15 protein-coding genes are annotated in these 17,745 nt (G+C 67.3%); 10 read left to right on the top strand and 5 right to left on the bottom strand.

Annotated features, from left to right (window positions below; genetic code table 11):
• The first annotated feature begins 19 nt into the window (after window positions 1-19).
• Window positions 20-979 carry a double zinc ribbon domain-containing protein gene (locus tag VLI63_RS10120; protein WP_409156744.1) on the top strand — a complete coding sequence of 320 codons (960 nt, stop codon included), beginning with the start codon at window positions 20-22 and terminating at the stop codon, window positions 977-979.
• A gap of 96 nt (window positions 980-1,075) precedes the next feature.
• Entirely contained in the window at window positions 1,076-3,970 is a 2,895-nt protein-coding gene (locus VLI63_RS10115) for an FtsK/SpoIIIE domain-containing protein (RefSeq protein WP_409156743.1), read from the top strand.
• Window positions 3,971-4,001: 31 nt separating this feature from the next.
• Here the strand turns inward: VLI63_RS10115 and ald are convergent, their stop codons facing one another.
• A complete protein-coding gene (gene ald / locus VLI63_RS10110) occupies window positions 4,002-5,117 on the bottom strand; it encodes an alanine dehydrogenase (protein WP_409156742.1) in 1,116 nt (371 codons plus the stop codon).
• Between the two features lie 324 nt (window positions 5,118-5,441).
• On the opposite strand from ald, the gene VLI63_RS10105 reads away from it, so the two are divergent.
• The 5 genes from VLI63_RS10105 to VLI63_RS10085 are packed head-to-tail and all read left to right on the top strand — an operon-like array spanning window position 5,442 to window position 10,965.
• Entirely contained in the window at window positions 5,442-6,629 is a 1,188-nt protein-coding gene (locus VLI63_RS10105; protein ID WP_409156741.1) for a PotD/PotF family extracellular solute-binding protein, read from the top strand.
• On the top strand, window positions 6,629-7,828 hold the full coding sequence (locus VLI63_RS10100; RefSeq protein WP_409156740.1) for an ABC transporter ATP-binding protein: 1,200 nt from the start codon (window positions 6,629-6,631) through the stop codon (window positions 7,826-7,828). Before VLI63_RS10105 ends, VLI63_RS10100 begins: the two co-directional genes overlap by 1 nt.
• 4 nt (window positions 7,829-7,832) lie before the next feature.
• On the top strand, window positions 7,833-8,744 hold the full coding sequence (locus VLI63_RS10095) for an ABC transporter permease (protein WP_409156739.1): 912 nt from the start codon (window positions 7,833-7,835) through the stop codon (window positions 8,742-8,744).
• Window positions 8,745-8,776: 32 nt separating this feature from the next.
• Window positions 8,777-9,610, top strand: coding sequence for an ABC transporter permease (locus VLI63_RS10090; RefSeq protein WP_409157233.1), 834 nt, complete (start codon window positions 8,777-8,779; stop codon window positions 9,608-9,610).
• A complete protein-coding gene (locus VLI63_RS10085) occupies window positions 9,610-10,965 on the top strand; it encodes a transaminase (RefSeq protein ID WP_409156738.1) in 1,356 nt (451 codons plus the stop codon). The genes VLI63_RS10090 and VLI63_RS10085 overlap by 1 nt, the downstream gene beginning before the upstream one ends.
• 248 nt (window positions 10,966-11,213) lie before the next feature.
• Here the strand turns inward: VLI63_RS10085 and VLI63_RS10080 are convergent, their stop codons facing one another.
• From VLI63_RS10080 to gabT, 3 genes are all read right to left on the bottom strand, one after another.
• Window positions 11,214-12,110 carry an endonuclease domain-containing protein gene (locus VLI63_RS10080; RefSeq protein WP_409156737.1) on the bottom strand — a complete coding sequence of 299 codons (897 nt, stop codon included), beginning with the start codon at window positions 12,108-12,110 and terminating at the stop codon, window positions 11,214-11,216.
• A gap of 260 nt (window positions 12,111-12,370) precedes the next feature.
• Entirely contained in the window at window positions 12,371-13,342 is a 972-nt protein-coding gene (locus tag VLI63_RS10075) for an asparaginase (protein WP_409156736.1), read from the bottom strand.
• Window positions 13,339-14,688, bottom strand: a complete 1,350-nt coding sequence (gene gabT / locus VLI63_RS10070; RefSeq protein WP_409156735.1) for a 4-aminobutyrate--2-oxoglutarate transaminase — start codon at window positions 14,686-14,688, stop codon at window positions 13,339-13,341. Before gabT ends, VLI63_RS10075 begins: the two co-directional genes overlap by 4 nt.
• 38 nt (window positions 14,689-14,726) lie before the next feature.
• Here gabT and VLI63_RS10065 point away from each other — a divergent pair, with 38 nt between their 5' ends.
• The 3 genes from VLI63_RS10065 to VLI63_RS10055 all read left to right on the top strand — a co-directional run bounded on the left by VLI63_RS10065 (window position 14,727) and on the right by VLI63_RS10055 (window position 17,365).
• A complete protein-coding gene (locus VLI63_RS10065) occupies window positions 14,727-15,200 on the top strand; it encodes an OsmC family protein (RefSeq protein WP_409156734.1) in 474 nt (157 codons plus the stop codon).
• Window positions 15,201-15,267: 67 nt separating this feature from the next.
• Window positions 15,268-16,245 (top strand): FKBP-type peptidyl-prolyl cis-trans isomerase, encoded by a 978-nt coding sequence (locus VLI63_RS10060; protein ID WP_409156733.1) that lies wholly within the window; start codon window positions 15,268-15,270, stop codon window positions 16,243-16,245.
• Window positions 16,246-16,282: 37 nt separating this feature from the next.
• Entirely contained in the window at window positions 16,283-17,365 is a 1,083-nt protein-coding gene (locus tag VLI63_RS10055) for a 1-deoxy-D-xylulose-5-phosphate reductoisomerase (protein WP_409156732.1), read from the top strand.
• On the opposite strand, the gene VLI63_RS10050 is transcribed toward VLI63_RS10055, so the two are convergent.
• A complete protein-coding gene (locus VLI63_RS10050; protein WP_409156731.1) occupies window positions 17,362-17,739 on the bottom strand; it encodes a hypothetical protein in 378 nt (125 codons plus the stop codon). The genes VLI63_RS10055 and VLI63_RS10050 overlap by 4 nt on opposite strands.
• Between the last annotated feature and the right edge of the window lie 6 nt (window positions 17,740-17,745).

Here is a 17,745-nt window from a genome sequence, read left to right as displayed (position 1 = left end):
GGGGGAGGGTCCGGGAAAGATGACGTGTACCTTCTGCGGAACCCCGTTGCCTCCGGGGGCCCTCTTCTGCGGCGAATGCGGCCGCGCGGTCGTCGGCGTCCCGCTCGTCTCGGCAACGCTCGCGGCGGCGCCTCCGCCTTCCGTCGAGCATCGACAGACCGTCGACTACCCACACTCTCCGGCGATGCCGACCGTGCAGAATCCAGTTCCACCGCTGGTCGTGCCGAGGTCGGATGGCGCGGCCACGGTCGTCTGCGAGCAGTGCGGTTCGCCGATGTCGGAAGACGACATCTTCTGCGGTGAGTGCGGCTTCGTCTCGCGGGCCGCCAGCGAGGACTTCGGGCGCTCTCGCGACACCGCCATCATCAATCTCAGCCCTCCGAACACCCCGGTCTCGCGGCCGCGTCCGGTGCCTGTCGTGGACCACCTGCCCGACTTCGAAAGGGCTCCGGACGTCGCGCCGCCGGCGATCTTCGTCGATCCCGCCGTTGCTTCACCCGCTGCGACACCGGGCCAGGACGCCCTCGTGATGCCCCCGCAGCCGCCTCGAGTCACGCCGCCGACGACGGAGAAGAGAGCAGAACGAACAGACGCGCCGTTCGACGATTCGGCGGATCTCGAGGCCACCCGCATCTCGCGTCCCGGTCGGGCGGGAGAGCGATTCGTGCTGCAGTTCAGCACGGGCGAGAGTTTCACGGTCTACGGCAGCGGGCTCATCGGCCGCAACCCGCGCTCGGAGCCCGGCGAGTATTTCGACCAACTCGTGCGAGTGCTCGACCCGAGTAGATCGGTGTCGAAGGTCCACCTGGAATTCGGCCAGGATGCCGGACGATTCTGGATCATGGACCGCTACTCCGGAAACGGCACTATCGTGCGCGAACCCGAGTCCGAAGCGGTGCGCTGTCAGCCGGAGAAGCGCTTCCGCATCGCTCGCGGCACTCGCGTGGACATCGGTGAGCAGTTCTTCATCGTGAGCTGATCCTTCTCCTCCTCGGCCGGCCGCCAGAAGCGAGCACCGTCCCGAGATCGTCCGGTCTCGCGCGGGTAGACACCTCCGTGATGCTGGGCTTGCAGGATGACCGTTTCCCCGACTCCGCGTTCGACCTCGGCTCGGCCGGGCGAGGTTTTGCGCCCGCTGCCCGCTCCCCGAGAGCCTGAACAGGCCAGGGCGCAGGGTTTTCCCCTCGTCGCCGTTCTCGCCCCGGTCATCGGCTCCGTGATCATCTGGGCGCTCACCCGGTCTCCGTTCGCCCTGGTCTTCGCCCTCCTCGGCCCGCTCGTGGCGGTGGCCAGCGTCGCGGACGCCCGGCTGCAGTCCCGACGCATGGCGCGGCGGGAATCAGCGCGGTTCGCCGAGGAGGTCGCGGCCACGCACACCGCGATCGACAGGCGCCACGCGCGGGAGCGAGAACGATTGCTGCGCGGGGCACCCGGTGCGGTCGGGATCACCTCGCGGGCATCCCACGACCCAGAACGATGGCGCGTCTCCGCGAGCGCGGGGGTACCCGTGCGTCTCGGCCTCGGCAGGGCGCACAGTTCGGTGCACCTCGACGGGACGGCCGTGGCTGCCGTGCGGGACGACGATCCGGTGCAGACCGCGATCGACCATCTGCAGGATCTCGCCTCGATTGTGGAGGGCGTGCCGATCGTGGTCGACGCACGGCTCGGGATCGGTGTGTGCGGGCCGGTCGCGCTGGCGCAGTCCGTCGCTCGCGGCATCCTGCTTCAGCTGGGTGACCGTCTCGCGCCGGACCTCGGTCTGTTCTCGGCCGGACCGGCAGCTCTCGACTGGATGGAGTCGTTGCCGCATCGGGCGGCGGTGGCACCGGGTCTGTCTGGCGGCGTCATCCGCTGGAGCTGTGAGGGCGAGTCCGGCGTGCTTGCCGTCGCTCCGCGGGTGGAGGAGCTTCCCCGGGAGTGCAGGGTGGTGGTGCGGGTCGTCGCCGGTCGCCGTGCACGGGTGGTGCGGTCTCCGGATGACGCGGGGCTCGACCCGCCGGTCGATCTGGTCGTCGAGCTCGTCTCGGCGGAGCAAGCCATCCAACTCGGCGCTTTCCTCGCCGACGCGGCCCACATCCTCTCCCGGCGAGCTCCGCAATCGGATCGGCTCATCGAGCGGGACTTCGACTCCCTTCCGCCTCCCGAGGGCCCATTCGGCGATCACGGCACCCTCGCCTGCGTGTTCGCCTGGCGCGCCGACGGGGGAGGGATGACGGTGGACCTCGTGGCGCAGGGGCCGCACGCGGTCGTCGGAGGCACGACGGGAAGTGGAAAGAGTGAACTGCTCATCAGCTGGGTACTGGCGATGGCGCGTGTCCACTCGCCCTCGATCGTCACCTTCCTTCTGGTCGACTTCAAGGGTGGCGCGACATTCGCCGCACTGGGCGAGCTCCCGCATGTGGTCGGCATCGTCACCGACCTCGACGAGAGAACCGCCCACCGTGCGATGCTGAGCCTGCGGGCGGAGATCAGGTTCCGCGAGCGCTCCATCGCCGATGCGGGCGCCCGGTCGGTGGATGACCCCGGCGTCGACCTGCCCCGGCTCGTGATCGTGGTCGATGAATTCGCCGCGATGGCCACCGACTACCCCGAGCTGCACGACCTATTCGCCGACCTGGCAGCGCGGGGGAGGTCCCTCGGGCTGCATCTCGTCCTGTGCACCCAACGACCTGCCGTCGCCATCCGGGATGGGGTGCTCGCCAACGCGACCCTGCGCCTCTCGCTCAGGGTGAACAACCGCGCCGACAGCCTCGCCGTGCTCGGCACCGGGCAGGCCGCGGAGCTCTCGGGCGAGAATCCCGGGCGGGCCTTCGTCTCGATTGCCAGCGGATCCGCGCAGGAGGTGCGAGTCGCCCGCGCCACGGAGGCCGACATCGCCCGGGTGATCGGCCAGAACCCTCATCGCGCGATGGCGATCCGCCGGCCGTGGTGCGACGACCTCGCCTCCTCCATCCCCCTCGCTGCGCTCGAGCGCGACGGCGCGGGCATTCCCTTCGCCATGGTCGACCTGCCAGAGCAGCAGCGCCAGGAGACCGCACGGTACGACCCCACCTGTCACGGCAGCCTGCTCGTGATCGGAGGTCAGGGCTCGGGAAAGAGCGAATTGTTCGCGACCCTTGCCGCCGCATCCGGCGTAGAGCGACTGCCATCGAACCCGGACGCGGCCTGGGATGCCGTCGAGGCGGCGAGCGAGCGCATTCGAGCCGCAGCGAGGGGGCCGCGACTGCTGCTCGCCGACGACCTCGACGCGCTCATCGGCAGATTCGGGGAGGAATATCAGCCCGCCTTCGTCGACCGCCTGGTCGGGCTCGCGCGCGACGGATCTGCGGTGGGCCTGCAACTCGGCCTGGCGGTGCGCCGCGTTCCTCCGGCCCTTCAGACACTCGCGTCACTCTGCGACGAGCGGATCGTCCTCCGGCTCGCGTCGCGGCAGGACCACCTGATGGCCGGTGGCACCTCACCCGGGTATGTCGCGAATGCCCCGCCCGGAGCGGGCGAGTGGCGCGGGTCCCGCATCCAGGTCGCCCGTTCCGAGCCGGCGGCAGGCGAACGCGCGGTCCCTGGGCCGGGGGAGTCCTCACTTGTCGGTTTCGATCTCGCGGGCCTCTCCTCCGTGGCGATCGTGACGACTCGGGTTGCCGAGTTCGCGCGACGTCTTCGCGGGATCCGGCCGCCGCTCGGCGAGGTAGTGCTTCTCTCCTCACCGACACGGCCTGGCGGTCTCGATGTGGTCGATCCGCGGGCGCCGTCGATCCTCATCGGTGATCCAGACACCTGGCAGGGCAACTGGGCACTTCTCGGCGCCGCCCGTTCTCAGGGACTCGTGGTGGTGGACCGCTGCAGCGTCGCCGAATTTCGGGCGATCAGCGGTCGTCGGGCCCTGCCGCCGCCGATCCGCCCGGGCGCAGACCAGTGCTGGGCTCTGCAGCCGGATGGATCGGTGCGGCGGATGCGCGCGCCATCCGCCTGAGCCTCGGCCGGGCGCGCGAGCTGATCGGGCGCTAGGCCAGCACGCTCGCGAGGGTGCGGAAGCCGAGTCCGTGGGCGGCAGCGACCGGCTCGCTGATGATCTCGCCCGCATGGGTGTTGAGCCCGAGGGCGAGGGACGGATCGGCGCGCAGCGCCTCGATCCAGCCGTTGTTCGCGATGGCGCGAACGTAGGGCAGCGTCGCGTTGGTGAGCGCATAGGTCGAGGTGTTCGGCACGGCGCCCGGCATGTTGGCGACGCAGTAGAACAGCGAGCCGTGCACCGTGAAGGTGGGATCGGCGTGGGTGGTCGCGTGGGAATCGGCGAAGCATCCACCCTGGTCGACGGCGATGTCCACGAGCACGCTGCCCGGCTTCATCCGCGACACGAGTTCGTTGCTCACGAGCTTGGGAGCCTTTGCGCCCGGTACGAGCACGGATCCGATGACCATGTCCGCATCCACACAGGCCCGGTCGATCTCGAACGAGTTGGAGGCGATGGTCTTGACGCGTCCGGCGTAGAGAGCATCGAGTTCGCGCAGCCGCTGGAGGTTCGTGTCGAGCACCGTGACCTCGGCACCGAGCCCGACCGCCACCGACAGCGCGTTGGTGCCGGCGACGCCGCCGCCGAGCACGACGATCCGGGCCGGATGGGTGCCGGGGACTCCCGGCACCAGCAGGCCGGGGCCGCCATTGGGCTTGAGCATCGCGTTGGCGCCGACGATGGGGGCGAGTCGACCGGCGACCTCGCTCATCGGGGCGAGCAGTGGGAGCGCACGGGAGGGGAGCTGCACGGTCTCGTAGGCGATGCCGGTCACGCCGCGAGCGAGCAGTTCGTCGGTGAGGCGACGCTCGGCTGCGAGGTGGAGGTAGGTGAAGAGCAGCAGGTCGTCACGGAAGTAGCCGTATTCGCTCTCGACGGGCTCCTTCACCTTGAGCAGCAGGTCTGCTGCGGCCCACGTCGACGCCGCATCCGGGCTGATGGAAGCGCCGGCATCGACATAGGCCTCGTCCGGAATGGATGACCCGACGCCGGCTCCGCTCTGCACGAGCACCTCGTGGCCGTGAGCCACCAGGTCATGCACTCCCGCGGGGGTGATCGCCACCCGGAACTCGTTGTTCTTGACCTCTGACGGAACGGCGACTCTCATGACACTCCTGGGTGATTGTCGGTGCGATGGTGCCACGACGGTGTGGCGACGGGCGACCGGATCATCGGTCCCGCACCCCTCAGCGTAGCGTCGAGAGACGCGTGATTCCGCAACGAAATTATGCGTCGAGGTACTGATTTCGTGAAGATTGTGTTTCAAGATGGTGGTTTTGCTCCCTTATGAGTGCGCTCGGGCGGTCGGCTGTGCGAGTATCGACCAACGCGGCTCGACCACTGTGGTTCGCCTTGTGGTCCGCCGGTGTCCCGTTTGCATACGTCGTGAAGGAGTCGCATCTCAATGACCAGGTCACTACCAACGGATCCGATGGTCCAACGTCTGATCCGCGAGGCGCGCACCGCCTCACTCTCCCGTCGCAACGTCCTCACCGGGGCAGGCATCGGCGCCGCAGCACTCTCCCTCGCCGCCTGTTCGACCGGAGGGCCGGCTGCAAAGCCCACCGCCGCGGCAGACAAGTCGAGCAGTGACAAGAAGATCAAGTGGGACAACTGGGCGGCGTACCTCGACGAGGATGCGGACGGCAAGACCCACCCGACGCTCGATGCCTTCGAGAAGCAGTCCGGCATCTCCGTGAAGTACGACGTCGCGGTCGACGACAACAACACCTACTACGGCAAGGTGAAGGACCAGCTCGCCCTCGGCCAGGACATCGGAGCCGACCTCGTCTGCCTCACCGACTGGATGGTCAGCCGCCTCATTAACTTCGGTTACGTGCAGAACTTCGACCTCTCGAAGATCCCGAATGCCAAGAATCTGACCCCGTCACTTCAGGACGTGGACTTCGACCCCGGACGCAAGAAATCCCTGCCCTGGCAGGGTGGCTTCGCCGGGATCTGCTGGAACAAGGACAAGGTGCCGGGCGGTCTCAAGTCGGTCGACGACCTCTGGGACAAGTCGCTCAAGGGTCGAGTCGGAGTGCTCTCGGAGATGCGCGACACGATCGGCCTCATCATGATGCAGGCCGGGGTCGACATCTCATCGAAGTGGGCCGACTCGAAGTTCGACGACGCCATCGACGTGTTCCGCAAGCAGGTCAACGATGGCCAGATCCGCAATATCAAGGGCAATGCCTACCTCGAAGACCTCAAGAGTGAGGACACGCTCGCCGCGATCTGCTGGTCGGGCGACATCACGGTGATCAATGCCGAGGCCGGTGACAAGTGGGAGTTCGCCATCCCCGAGGCCGGCGGAACGCTGTGGAACGACAACTTCGTGATCCCCATCGGGTCGCAGAAGAAGTCCGCCTCGGAGGAACTCATCAACTACTACTACCAGCCGGAGGTCGCCGCAGAGGTCGCGGCCTGGGTCAACTACATCACCCCGGTTGTCGGCGCGAAGGAGGCGATGCAGGCCATCGACCCCACGCTGGCCGACAACCAGCTGATCTTCCCCGACGAGAAGACGCTCTCGAACACCAAGGTCTTCCGCACTCTCACCGGAGCAGAGGAAAGCAAATTCGGCGCCGCGTTCCAGGCCGTCCTCTTGGGCTCCTGATGGCGACGGGTGCATTTGCGGAATCCGGCGCCGACCTCGAGCTCGTCGGCATCCAGAAGCGGTTCCCCGGCTTCACGGCCATCGAGGAGATGAATCTGGTCATCCCGGCCGGATCCTTCTTCGCGCTGCTCGGCCCATCCGGCTGTGGCAAGACCACCACGCTCCGTCTCGTCGCGGGCCTCGAGGAGGCCACCGCCGGTCGCATCCTCATCGGCGGGAAGGATGTCACCGACACCAAACCGTTCCAGCGCCCGGTGAACACGGTCTTCCAGAGCTATGCGCTCTTCCCGCACATGTCGATCATCGACAACGTGGCCTTCGGACTCCGCCGCCGCAAGATCGCGGATGCCTCCACCAAGGCTCATGAGGCGCTGAGGCTGGTCGAGCTCGACCATCTCGCGGCACGTCGCCCCGCGCAACTCTCCGGCGGCCAGCAGCAGCGAGTGGCCCTCGCCCGAGCGATCGTCAACCGCCCGGCCCTCCTGTTGCTCGATGAGCCGCTCGGAGCCCTCGACCTCAAACTGCGCCGCCAGATGCAGCTCGAACTCAAATCCATCCAGGAAGAGGTCGGCCTCACCTTCCTCCACGTCACCCACGACCAGGAGGAGGCCATGACCATGGCCGATACCGTCGCGGTGATGAACAAGGGACGCATCGAGCAGCTCGGATCACCGGAGGTGCTCTACGAGCTTCCGCGCACGGCATTCGTGGCCAACTTCCTCGGCCAGTCGAACCTCTTCGGCGGCCCAGTCGCCGGCACGACGGCAGACAGCATCTCTGTCGACATCGAAGGCTGCAAGATCGTCGTGCCGAAGTCACGCGCCCAACGGCACTCCGGAATCGTGACCGTCGGGGTTCGTCCGGAGAAGCTCAGCCTCCATCTCAGCGAGCCGGCGGAGTCGGCAGGCACCAACATCCTCGGTCCCGGTCGCGTGATCGACGTCTCGTTCAGCGGCGTGAGCACGCAGTACATCATCGCCATCCCCGGTCTCGGATCGGTCGTGGTGTTCGTGCAGAACACCGGAGCCGGACCGGTCGTCACCGAGGGTGCAGAGTCCTGGGTCTCGTGGAAGGTCGAGCACGGCTTCGGCCTCGAAGACGAAGCCCCGGCGACACCGCGGTTCGCGGCCGACACGGATACCGCATCGATCGCCGTGCAGAAGAAGCGGGCGCTCATGTCGGAGCTCGAGGAAGCCTGAGGCCATGGCATTCTCCGCATTCGCCACCGGCACCGCGCAGGAACAGGCTCCGCGCCGCAAGAGTCGCATCGCCCTGTTTCTGCTGCTCCCGGGCATCCTCTACCTGGTGCTGTTCTTCCTGGTGCCGCTGGTGTCGCTCGTCATCACGTCGTTGCAGGCTCCCTCTGCGCTCGGCGATATCGGGGCGTACCAGACCGCCTTCGACTGGCAGAACTACGTCACCTCCATCACGCAGTACGGCGGCCAGATCGTGCGGTCGTTCTTCTACGCGGTGCTCGCCACGGTCTTCGCGCTGCTGTTCAGCTATCCGCTCGCCTACTTCATCGGGGTGAAGGCGCGCCGCTGGCCGCTCCTTCAGAACCTGATGCTCGTGCTGGTGATCGCCCCGTTCTTCATCAGCTTCCTCTTGCGCACTCTGGCCTGGAAGTCGCTCCTCTCGGATGAGTCGGGCTTCGTCACCGGCCTCAAGGCGTTGTCGCTGCTAGCCCCGGATGCTCACGTCACCGGCACCCCGGTGGCTGTCGTCTTCGGGCTCACCTACAACTTCATCCCCTTCATGACGCTGCCGCTGTACGCGGCGCTCGAACGGCTCGACACCCGCTATCTCGAAGCGGGAAGCGATCTCTACGCGCATCCGTTCACCGTCTTCCGCACCGTGACGATTCCGCTGTCGATGCCGGGCATCGTCTCCGGGGTGCTGCTCACCTTCATCCCGGCGGCAGGCGACTATGTGAACGCCAGTCGGGAGTTCCTCGGCGGCACCGGCACCTCGATGATCGGAAACGTGATCGAGAGCAACTTCCTCGTGCTGCTCAATTACCCCGCCGCGGCATCGCTGTCGATCATCCTCATGGTCGTGATCCTGGCGATCGTCACCGTCTATGTGCGTCGGAGTGGAACGGAGGACCTGCTGTGACCCTTCAGGAATCGCGGGCGATCGCGGCGGCAATTGATGCCCCGCCCGCCCCGCGCGGACCTCGCGTTCGCTTCAGCCTAGGCAGTTGGTTGCTTCCGGTCTACACGGCGCTCGCGCTCGTGTTCCTCCTCATCCCCATCGCCTATACCTTCATCTTCTCGTTCAACGACTCGATCAAGTCGAACATCTCCTGGCGGGGGTTCACGCTCAACAACTGGACCCATGTCTGCGATGCGCAGGATGTCTGCGCGGCGTTCAGCAACAGCATCCTGATCGGCGTGACCGCGACGGTGATCGCCACGACCCTCGGCACCATGATCGCAATCGCCCTCGTGCGCTACCGGTTCCGCTTCCGTTCGGCGATCAGCCTGCTGCTGTTTCTGCCGATGGCCACCCCCGAGGTCGTTCTCGGGGCAGGCCTCGCGGCAGAGTTTCTCGGCGCCGGCGTGGAAAAGGGGCTGGTCACGATCATCATCGCCCACACGATGTTCTGCATCAGCTTCGTGGTGGTGACGGTGAAAGCGCGTGTGTCCAGTCTCGATCCTGCGCTCGAGGAGGCGGGTCGCGACCTGTACGGATCTCCGGCCCAGGTGTTCTGGCGCATCACGTTCCCGTTGCTGCTCCCGGGCATCGTCGCGGCGGCGCTGCTGTCCTTCGCCCTCAGCTTCGACGACTTCATCATCACCAACTTCAACTCCGGATCGGCGACGACCTTCCCCAAGTTCGTCTACATCGCGGCGGCCCGCGGCATCCCGGCGGAAGCGAACGTGATCGCTTCGGCGGTATTCCTCATCGCGATCGTTCTCGTGGTGTCGCAACAGGTGAGTGCTGCGGCCCGCCGAAAGCGACTGGCCAAGGTCGGTTGATGCCCTACGAAGATCGCGCTCGGCTCGCCGGGCTCTGGCAGGCCGAGATCGACCTGTTCCGCGCCCAGCGTCCGCGTTCGGCGCAACTCTTCGCCGAGGCCACGCCCCACTTGCCGGACGGCGTGCCGATGCTCTGGATGGCCAAGTGGCCGGGTCCCTGGCCCGTGTACGTGCAGAGCGCTTCCGGTTCGCACTTTCTCGACGTGGACGGCATCGACCACGTCGACCTGTGTCTCGGCGACACGGGCGCGATGTGCGGCCATGCGCCCCCGGCCGCCGTGGCCGCGATCTCCGCGCAACTCGCCAAGGGCTCGACCTTCATGCTTCCTACGGCGGATGCGGCGGCTGCGGCCGCACTCCTCGCCGAGCGTTTCGGGGTGCCCGCCTGGCAGTTCAGCCTCTCCGCGACCGACGCCAACCGCAGCCTCATCCGCTATGCCCGCCAGGTGACCGGCCGTCCGAAGATCGTGGTGCACGACTACTGCTATCACGGCACCGTCGACGAGGCCTATGCCACCCTCGACGACTCGGGGGCGGTCGTCGAACGACGGGGCACTATCGGGGCACCGGTGCCGCCGAGCCTCACGACGGCGGTTGTTCCCTTCAATGACATCGAGGCCCTCGAGGTCGTGCTCGCAACCGGCGAGATCGCCGCAATGCTGATGGAGCCGGCTCTCACCAACATCGGAATCGTGCTGCCCGACCCGGGTTATCACGCGGCCGTGCGTGAGCTCTGCACCCGCTTCGGCGTGATCCTGATCATCGACGAGACCCACACCCTGTCCGCCGGGCCCGGGGGGATGATCTCCCGAGACGGCCTCGACCCGGACGCCGTGGTCGTGGGCAAGAGCATCGGTGGAGGCATTCCCGCGGGGGCATATGGAATGACGGCATCCTTCTCGGCTCTCGTGCGCGAGTCACTGGAGCTGGAAGACATCGACGTCGGGGGAGTGGGAGGCACCCTCGCGGGCAATGCTCTCTCTCTCGCGGGCATCCGTGCCACCCTGTCGCAGGTGTTGACCGCCGATGCCTTCCCGGCAATGATCGATCGCGCCACCGAATGGACGGTCGGCGTGCAGTCGGCTCTCGACGAATTCCACGTGCCCTGGCAGGTCACACAACTCGGCGCCCGGGCGGAATACAGCTTCCGGCAGACAGCGCCCCACGATGGTGCGGAGGCCGCGGATGCTGACGACTTCGAGCTGCAACAGTACCTCCACCTGCACGCCCTCAACCGCGGCATCCTCATCACGCCGTTCCACAACATGGCGCTGATGGCCCCGAGCACTACAGCGGCCGACGTCGAGCGGCATACCGTGGCATTCCGCGAGGCTGTAGTGAGCCTGTTCGCCTGAGCGCGCGCCGTGCCCTGAGCGCGCCGGGGCATGCGCGCGCCGTGCCCTGCGCCTGGCCCTGCGTCGTGCGCGGCGCGCGCCGGGCCATGCGCCGGGCCGGGCCATGCGCCGGACCGGAGAGCGCGCCGGGATCGCTGCCCCAGTCGCTTCCCCAGACTTCCGCCCCAGTCTCTGCCCTCGAGTTGCACTCTTTTGCGGCCTCGCGGGCGCTCTCACCCGCAGAAGAGTGCAAGTCGACCCCGCTGAGGTCAGCGATGTGCGAGCAGCCGACGGATGCGCACCACGAGCTCGGCCGGATCTTTCAGGTCGTCGGCGTTCAACTCCATCACCCTCCAACCATGGGCCTCCAGCTTCGATCGACGGGTCATGTCCGCCCGCCACTGCCCCTTCGTCGTGCGGTGGTAGTCCCCCTGGTACTCGAGCACCAGACGAAGGCCTTCGAAGATGAAATCGGTGCGGGCGAGGAACTCTCCGAACTGCCCTGTCACTTCACGATTGATCTGCGGCGGCGGGAATCCGGCGTCCTCGAGAATCAGACGCAGCCGTGATTCCGGCGGCGATTCGGCGCGCTCGTTGAGACGCCGAACCGCTCGGTCGAGCGCCCGGGAGCCACGCCGGCCGCCTCGCAATCGGATCGCTTCCTCGAGGGCGACCCTGGTGGTGAAAGGCCTTCGCCAGTGGATGAGGAAGTCGCCCGCGGCGACGAGATCCTGGAACTCGAGCTGGTCAGCAAGGTCCGTCCACGTGCGCACGGCGGATGTAACCCGAAGCTCCGACAACACGTTGACATCGGAGGGGGTCACTGCCAGCCGATGCCCGACCAGCCCGCGCGCGGAGAGCGCGCGCGATGGTGACGGGACCCCCACGTGAAGCTGGTCGTCGTGCTCGAGGTCCCACGGGAGCGGGATGCCGTGAATCAGCGCGGCGGTCGAATGGCTGAAGAATGCGCGTTCGGGAATCCTCAACTGCAGTAGCGCGCACCTCTCGCGGAGGCCAGTCGGTGGGCTGGCGGCGCGGACACCCCAGACGCTGTGATCGAGGTCCCCAGCACGCAGTCGACTCGGCGTGATTCCGAAGTCCCGTGCGACGCCGACAGTGAATCCGTGCGGAGGAAGCCCAGGCGGAAGGGCAGAGGCGCGGGTCATCCGTGGAGGGTGCCAGTTCGCGCTCCTCCGCGCGCGAATCGTCCACAGGAGCCCGAACGCGCGCGATTCCCCGCGAGTCCCCGCGCGATTCTCCCCGCGAGTTGCACTCTTATGCGACCTAATGCCGAAGTGCACCCACAAAAGAGTGCAACTCGGCGAGGAAAGGCCCCGCGCGAGGGCGCAGGGCGATCGCGCTTAGCCGGACGCTGGCACGCGAGGGCGCAGGGCGATCGCGCTAAGCCAGACGCCGACACGCGACGTCAGATGCCGCGCACGACCTCCGACACGCGGATGGTTCCGACCGGCAGTCCTCCGCCGAGCACCTTCTCGGTGGTCAGCGCGCCCACCCGGTCGGCGTCCTCAAGCGAAATGGCACCGACCGAGGCGAGCATTCCGAGGGCGACGGCAGAGGTCGCGCGAGCGCTGCCGTCCAGCATCTTGAGCGCCACGGCCGTGCCGTCGGGGGTACCGATCACGATGACGCCCTCGGCACCGCCCTTGGTGAGCAGGCCGAGCTGTTCGATCACGACGGTGTTGGCACGACCCGGCCCATCGATGGCCCAGGGCTCGGCCAGGACCGCCGCCGTGAGGAGCGCAGCGGAGGGATCGCGTGATGACGAGACTCGCCCGACAGCGGTCGCGAGTCCGCGAAGCGTGGTCGCGAACACCGGTGCGCCACAGCCGTCGACACCGACGTGCCCGACTGGTTCACCGGTGAATTCCTCCACCGTTGCGCGGATCCGCTGCTGCAACGGATGCTCCGGATCGAGGTAGCTCGCGGTGTCCCAGCCGTTCTCCACACAGGCCAGCAGGAAAGCGGCGTGCTTTCCGGAACAGTTCATCGTGACGCGCGCGGGGGCGGATGCCGCCGACCGCGATGCACTGTCGAGCGGCCAGTCGACGGGACACTGGAGTGCCTCCTCGTCGAGACCGGCTCGCTCGAGAATCGACCGGACCACGTCCACGTGGGCTGCCGTGCCCGCATGACTGGCCGTGGAGAGCACGAGTTGCGCGCCAGCGAGGGAGACCCCCGAGCGGAGCACAGCGATGGCTTGGAAGAACTTGAGCGACGAGCGGCCGAAGACGATGGCATCCACGTCTCCGAGTGCGCGCAGCACAGAGCCGTCCGGCGAGACGACCACCGCCGCGCCGAGGTGGCGCGATTCGTCCAGCCCTGATCGCGAGAGGATCGCCAGTTCGACGACACCGGTGGGGTCGAGAGGGTGGCTCACAGGGCCGAGAGGGCGTCGTCGAGCACCTGGAGGGCCTCGTTCAGCAGCTCAGTCGAGATCGCGAGCGAGGGAAGGAAGCGGATGATGTTGCCGTAGGTTCCGGCGCTCAGCAGCAGAACGCCATTCTGGGCCGCGAACGCGGTGATCGCGGAGACCGCGGCCGCGTTGGGGGTGTGGGTGCCCGGCTCGACCAGTTCGATCGCGATCATCGCTCCGATGCCTCGCACGTCTCCGATCACCGGATGGCGCTTCTGCATCTCGAGCAGGGCTGGCTTGAGCACGCCCTCGATGCGCGCCCCCTCGGCGAGGAGGTTCTTCGACTCGATCTCGTCGAAGACGGCGATGGCGGCTGCCGCGGCGACCGGGTTGCCCGCGAAGGTGCCGCCGAGGCCACCGGGATGGGAGGCATCCATGATGTCTGCTCTGCCGGTCACCCCGGCGATCGGAAGTCCGCCCGCGATGCCCTTGGCGCTCAGCACCATGTCGGGAATCACACCGAAGTGTTCGATGGCGAAGTACTTGCCCGTGCGCGCCATGCCGCTCTGGATCTCGTCGGCGACGAAAACGATGCCGTTGGCGGTGCACCACTCGCGAAGAGCGCTGAAGTACCCCTCCGCGGCGACGACGAAACCGCCCTCACCCTGGATCGGCTCGACGACCAGGCAGGCGAGATCGCTTGCACCGACGGACTTCTCGAGGTACGAGATGGTGCGGGCCGCGGCATCCGCTCCGCTCAGTCCGTCGTGGAAGGGGTAGGAGTTCGGGGCGTGGTGCACGTCGCTCGCGAAGGGTCCGAAGCCGAGCTTGTATGGCATCGCCTTGAAGGTCATGGCCATGGTGAGGTTGGTGCGGCCATGATAGGCGTGGTCGAGCACGGCGACGCCGGTGCGGCCGGTGAACTTGCGGGCGATCTTCACGGCGTTCTCCACGGCCTCCGCGCCGGAGTTGAGCAGCACCGTCTTCTTGGCGAAATCGCCGGGGGTGTGCTCGGCCAGCAGTTCCGCAACGCGCACATAGCCCTCATACGGGGTCACGGTGAACATCACGTGGGTGAAAGCCGCGAGCTGGGCCGATGCCGCGGCCACGACGGCCGCATCGGTGTGGCCGATCGTCATCACGCCGATACCGGCACCGAGGTCGATGAACTGGTTGCCGTCGACATCCACCACTATCGCACCGTGGGCGCGATCGATGAAGACGGGGATGGCGGATGCGACGCCCACCGGGATCACCGCGAGGCGTCGCGCCTGCAGCGCCTGCGAACGCGGCCCCGGAATCGCCGTGACGATGCGGCGCTCCGGAACGATTTCGGCGGAATCGAGGGTGGGGGCGAGGGTGTCGGTCATCTGAAAATCCTACCGCCGGAGGGCGTAGCGTTCAGAGGGTGAACCACGAACATCACTTCGCCGTGTCCCTCGAATGGACCGGAAACCGCGGTACCGGAACGAGCGGCTACAAGGCGTACGGGCGCGATCACGTCGTGCGGGCCGCGGGCAAGCACGAGATCAGCGGGTCATCCGATCGGGTCTTCCACGGCGACGCCGATCGCTGGAATCCCGAGGAGATGCTCATCGCCGCCCTCAGCCAGTGTCACCTGCTCAGCTACCTCCACGTCGCGGCGAGCAACGGCGTGATCGTGACGGACTACACGGATGCCGCGACAGGCATCATGGAGCAGACGGCGGACGGCGGCGGGCACTTCACCTCTGTGACTCTTCGCCCGGTCGTGACGATCGCGACGAGTGATCGAGAGCTCGCCCGCTCCCTGCACCACGAGGCGAGCCTCAAGTGTTTCATCGCCAGTTCGATGAACTTTCCGGTGGAACACGAGCCGCTGGTGGTGTTCCGGGCCGAATAGGGCGGCGAATCCGCGACATTCAGTGTTTGGTCAGCTTGATCACGGGGTGTGCCCCCACACTTGATCGGTGAAGAAAACACTCTCGGTGAAGAAATCCCTGTCGGTCTTGGCCATCGCCGCGCTCGCCTTCTCTCTGGCAGCTTGCAGCTCGTCCACCTCGGCAGACGGTTGCACCCCGACGGCATCCGGCTCCAACTCGAGCAAGGTGAAGGTCACCGGCAAGTTCGGATCCGCGCCGACCGTGAAGTTCACCAAGGGCCTCAGCACCAAGAAGACCGAACGCTCTGTCGTTATCGACGGCAAGGGTGCCGTCGCCAAGGCGAACGGCACCGTCGAGGTGGACTACACCGCCTACGATGCCGCATCCGGCAAGAAGATCGACGCCACGACCTACAAAAAGGGATCGACCACGTCGTTCCAGCTGAAGGACTCCAGCATCCTGCCCGGCATGATCAAGGGCCTCCAGTGCTCGCCCGCGGGCAGCCGCGTCGTCGCGGTGATCCCCCCGGCGGATGCCTTCAAGGCGGCCGGCTCGGAGGGTCTCGGCGTCAAGGGCACCGACTCCCTGGTCTTCGTCTTCGACGTGGTGAAGGTGGCAGCCCCGGTGAAGGTGCTCCCCAAGGCCAACGGTGCCGTCCAGAAGCCGGTGGCCGGCCTCCCGACGGTGAAGCTCGCCTCCAACGGCGAGCCGACCATCACCGTGCCGAAGGCTGATGCGCCGACCGACCTGAAGATCGCGGATCTCAAGAAGGGCACCGGCACAACGGTCAAGTCCGGAGACACCGTCACCGTCCACTACACGGGCGTCATCTGGGCGACGGGCAAGGTGTTCGATTCCAGCTGGACCCGCGGCACGCCAGCGAGCTTCGCCACGACTGGCGTCATCCCCGGCTTCGGTAAGGCTCTCGTCGGCCAGAAGGTCGGATCCCAGGTCATCGCCGTCATCCCGCCGGCTGACGGATACGGCACCGGCGGGCAGTCTGCGGCCGGCATCAGCGGCACGGACACCCTCGTATTCGTCGTGGACATCCTCGCCACCTCCTGACGTCGGCGGACCAACTTGGAACGGCTAGCGTAGCCACATGCGTCGCGTCATCATCCTCGGTTCCACGGGCTCGATCGGAGTGCAGGCGCTCGAGGTGATCGCCGCCAATCGCGACCGCTTCGAGATAGTCGGCCTCGCCGCGGGGTCCCGACGCGCCGCGGTGGAAGCCCAGGCGGCCGCGTTCGGCGTCGAGCACGTCGCCCTCGGTGAGATCGAGGCCGAGCAGCTGGTGCGATCCGTCGAGGCGGATGTCGTGCTGAACGGCATCACCGGATCCGTGGGGCTCGGCTCCACCCTCGCCGCACTGGAGGTGGGTGCGACCCTCGCGCTCGCCAACAAAGAGAGCCTGATCGTCGGTGGCGAACTGGTGATGGATGCCGCAGCCCCCGGACAACTGGTGCCGGTCGACTCCGAGCACTCGGCGATCGCGCAGGCTCTGATGAGCGGAACCGCGGCCGAAGTGCGTCGTCTCGTGCTCACGGCATCCGGTGGGCCGTTCCGGGGTCGCACCCGCGAGTCGTTACGGGATGTCTCGCCGCGGGAGGCGCTCGCGCACCCGACCTGGGACATGGGGCTCGTGGTCACCACCAACTCGTCGACCCTGGTGAACAAGGGACTCGAGATCATCGAGGCGCACTACCTGTTCGACGTGCCCTACGACCGCATCGACGTGACCGTGCATCCGCAGTCCATCGTGCACTCGATGGTGGAGTTCGTCGACGGATCGACCATCGCCCAGTGCTCGCCGCCGGACATGAGGCTGCCGATCTCCCTCGGCCTCGACTGGCCGAACCGGGTCGCCGGAGTGGGTGTGCCGCTCGACTGGACGACCTCGAGCACGTGGACCTTCGAGCCTCTCGACGCCGAAGCCTTCCCGGCCGTCGAGCTGGCCAAGCGGGTGGGACGAGAGGGGGGCACCTACCCCGCCGTCTTCAACGCGGCCAACGAACAGGCTGTCCTCGCCTTCCACGCGGGACGGATCGGCTACCTCGACATCGTCGACACGGTCGCCGCAGTCGTGGATGCGCACTCGTCATCCGGTTCCCTCACCCGCGAGTCCCTCGCCGAGGCCGAACTCACGGCCCGTGCGGATGCCGACCGGCGCATCGCTCTTCGCTAACGATCCTTGCCGCTGTTGCCCTTACCCGGCTTCTCGGTCTTGCCGGGTTTCTGGTCGGTCTGGGCGGCGACTGCCGCCTCCAGGTCGGCGCGCACGAGCGCCAGGGATGCCGTGATGCTCTCGAAGCGGGCACTGGTCACCTCGCCCCGGGCGCGCGCATCAGCCAGGGTTGCGGCCAGTTCGTCCAGTCGCGCGATCGCGGCGGTCGGGTCGCCGGCGGCGGATGCCGAACTCACCGCCAGCACGGCGGACTGCAGGCGCGACGCGACGGCAGAGGGGTAGGCAGAGGCCCTGGGGGTCTGAACCGGTGCGCCGGTGCCGACACACCCGGTGAGCGCGACCGCGATTGCCAGCGCGCCGGTCGCCAGCGCCATCGCGCG

This window comes from Lacisediminihabitans sp. H27-G8, assembly GCF_046156175.1.
Taxonomy (GTDB): domain Bacteria; phylum Actinomycetota; class Actinomycetes; order Actinomycetales; family Microbacteriaceae; genus Lacisediminihabitans.
The sequence above is the reverse complement of the archived record's forward strand: the minus strand, read 5'-3'. Positions and strand labels throughout refer to the sequence as shown.